Origin of the sequence: Protofrankia sp. Cas8 (assembly GCF_963555845.1) — a bacterium.
GTDB lineage: Bacteria > Actinomycetota > Actinomycetes > Frankiales > Frankiaceae > Protofrankia.
This window is the reverse complement of record NZ_CAUVXI010000021.1, coordinates 26,449-29,651: the sequence shown is the minus strand read 5'-3', so window position 1 is coordinate 29,651 and position 3,203 is coordinate 26,449. Positions and strand designations below refer to the sequence as shown.

The window sequence follows — 3,203 nt, the reverse complement described above, 5'->3', positions numbered from 1 at the left end:
CCAGCCAATCATCTTCCAATTCTTTCCAGCAATTTGAGAAGTCGATGGACTTCGATAGATCGATTCCTCACCAACCGATCCGGATTCTTCGCAAGACCGGGCAGCGCGGTCTCTAGCTGACCCTTGAGCTTCGCTCGGAATACCGGGCCCCGAAGGGCCTTCTCGACATGAGGAAGAGCCGCATCAAAGGGGCCGCCGAAATCCTTACCATAGAAGGGTTTAAGCACGATTCCGTCGGTACCCGGACGAAGGACGACTTCGACGCCGTTGGGCGTGCACATGCACGCCCTTCTTCCCGAAATCCTGTGCACCCAGCGGTGTCCCCACGTTCACGGTTAGCAACGAGCACCGCCCAAAACCCTCAAACGCTTCGTCCCAGCCCTTCCACCCCGGTTGTGCGACTATCTCTTCACCTGTAGCAAGCTGGAATATGAGTTATCTGTTCTTGCAAATCCCAGCCAACAGGGCGCTCCCTCGGACTGAACCACTGCGCACCGGAATCGATCCATTTTTTTCGAAAATACAGTGCCGATTCTCGAGTAATCTCGTCCACACCCGCTTCTGCGCCACAGCACCAACAGATGATATAGGTGGGACTCGAACCATCTGGCCCCCATGGGGGTTCGCCCAAGTCAAGGCCGCAAACCCGACATCTGGCATCGCTGCCATCTGACGAAGCCATCTAAAACCTGCCGATAATGTTGGCGTAGCTGGGATGGGAGGGATCGAGCACCTGGAACGTACGCATCAACCCACCATCGGAACGCACGCCAAAAATATTCGTAGCAGGATCCCACGTCTCGATATCCACCGCGCCGTCGTACCTCGTGGTGCGGACGGTTCGTGCCCCCAATGGAGGCTTATCCATGAATTCGTGGGCCTTCCGCACGAACTGCAGCGCGTTCGGAATGTGCGGAAATTGGCCGCCGTGTTTCTTCCAATGCGCAAATGCATTCTGCACCGAAGTCCGGTTTGCCCGCGAACTCCAGTTCAACCGATCGCAAGGTGCCAATCCAAACGGGTCCAGCCATGTTATCGGATTAGGCACGTAGCAAGGTGGATTGAACCCCCCTTGCAATTCAAGAGGATCATTACTTTCGTATCGGCCCATTTCTGGGTCGTAGTAGCGGTGATAGTTGTAGTTGGCGCCGGTTTCGGGGTCATGGTATTGGCCGGGGAAACGCAGCGGGCAGTCGACGTCCTGGCCGACGGGCGGCGGGCTGACGCCCCAGAGGGTGGTGCGGACCTGCCAGGCGAGCTCGCCTGCGGGGTCGACGAGTTCGGTAGGTGTGCCGACCAGATCGGTGACGATGGCGTGGAACCGGGCGTCGAACCACGCCTGCTCGTCGCTGTCGTGGTCAGCGGCGGTGTCGTCGTCGCCGGTTTTGCCGCCCATAGCCGTCTCAGACGGGCGACGCTCGGACTGGGTGAGCGGACGGAAACCGCCGGGCTCCCAGTTCCAGGTGGTGACGCGAGGTGCCGGATCGTCCCCGGCGACGTGCCGCTGCTCGGCGAGGACAACGCCGTCCCAGGCGAAGTCGATCCGCTCGACCACCTCACCAGCGTCGCCGGTGCCATCGCCGCTGAGGTGCTGCTTGGCGATCCGCCGGCCGAACGGGTCGTACCGGTAACGCCAGCGCTGGCCGTCCGGGGTGGTGACACCGGTCAGCCGATCGTCGGCATCCCAGCTGTAGCGCCAGGTACGCGGCTTACCCGACAGCCGCTTGTGCTGGCGCAGCGTCACCCGGCCCTGGCCGTCATGCTCGTAGCGGACCCGGCCGGCCCGGCGGATCAGCGTGCCGGCGTACTCCCGACCGCCCTGCGCCGCATGGTCCCCCCCGTCCCGGCCGTCACGCTGCGCGGGCACCGGCCAGGACGCGTCGATGATATTGCCCGCCGCGTCGTAGACGTACCGCTCGGACCAGTCCGAGCCGTGGACCGCGGTGACCCGCCGCGCCGGGTCGAGGTCGAACCGGCGCAGGCCGGCGAGCATGTCATCGATCTCGGTGACATACCCATCCGGGCTGTAGGAGTAGTCCCGGCGCTGGAGCACCCGTGCGTGCCCCGCGGTCACGTTCTGCGACAGCAGTCGGTGGTTGGCGTCCCACGCCTGCCCCAGCACCACCCCGCTGTCCAGACTGCGCGTCACCTCCCGGCCCGCCGCGTCGTGGACGAACCGCACCGTCCGACCAGCGGTGTGCAGCGACAGCGGCAGGTCGTTCGGGTCATACTCCCAGCGGCTGTCCGCTCCGGACGGCGTCACCCGCCGCACCCGCCGGCCCAGCACGTCGAACGTCGAGGACACCGTCCGGCCGTTACACGTCTCGGCCAGTACCCGGCCGAGAGGGTCCCGCTTGAACACACAGTCCGCATCGGAGTTGGTAGCGCGCACGACCCGGCCGACGGCGTCGTAAGCGAAGGTCGTCACACCGTCCGCGGATCGTGTCTCGGTCACGTTCCCGAGCGGATCGCGGGTGAACCGCACGCTCTCCCCGGCACCATTGACACGTTCAACGACCTGCCCGGCGCCATCATGGACGTAGGCCAGCACCCGGCCGTTGAAATCGGTCTCCCGCACCAGATTCCCGGCCGGATCGTAGTCATACCGCCACACCAGGCCCTGCGGATTCGTCACCGCCACCAGCCGCAGTTCCGTGTCATAGACGAAGGCCAGCCGCGCCCCGTCCGGGCCGGTCCGCACCGCCGGCAGATCGAAATGCGTCACCTCGGTGCGGGTCACCAAACCGGCCGCGTCCACATGCTCGACAAGGTTTCCTTCCCCGTCATAGCTCCACCGCTCGACCGCCCCGTCGGGCAGGGTCCGGGATACGGGTTTGCCCTCCACCGTCCACCCGAACCGGGTCACCCCGCCCACCGGGTCGGTCACCGCGACCACCCGGCCGAACCCGTCCCGCTCGCAGGAGGTCACCGTACCGAGGGGATCGGTCACCGCGACCGGCAGACCGGCGGCATCCGTGACCACCCGCCGGGTCTGGCCGAGCGCGTCGGTGACGGTCGTGAGCCGCCCGCGGTCGTCATAGGCGAACCCGGTCCGCGCCCCGACCGGATCGACCACCGCCGTCAGGTTGCCCCGGTCATCGTAGGTGCGTTCCCAGCGGGCACCATCCGGCTCGACCAGCGTCACCGGTAGTCGCAGATCATTCCATTGTGCGGTCATCCGGCTGCCGTCCGGCCGGACAATC

Annotated in this window: 2 protein-coding genes; both read right to left on the bottom strand. The window is 65.3% G+C overall.

What is annotated here, in order from left to right; genetic code table 11:
• Window positions 1-8 precede the first annotated feature (8 nt).
• The gene (locus U9977_RS05775; RefSeq protein WP_322748125.1) at window positions 9-281 is read right to left on the bottom strand and encodes a hypothetical protein; all 273 of its coding nucleotides are present in this window, start codon (window positions 279-281) and stop codon (window positions 9-11) included.
• A gap of 401 nt (window positions 282-682) precedes the next feature.
• On the bottom strand, window positions 683-3,203 hold a 2,521-nt coding region (locus U9977_RS05770; RefSeq protein WP_322748124.1), incomplete at its 5' end, for an RHS repeat-associated core domain-containing protein.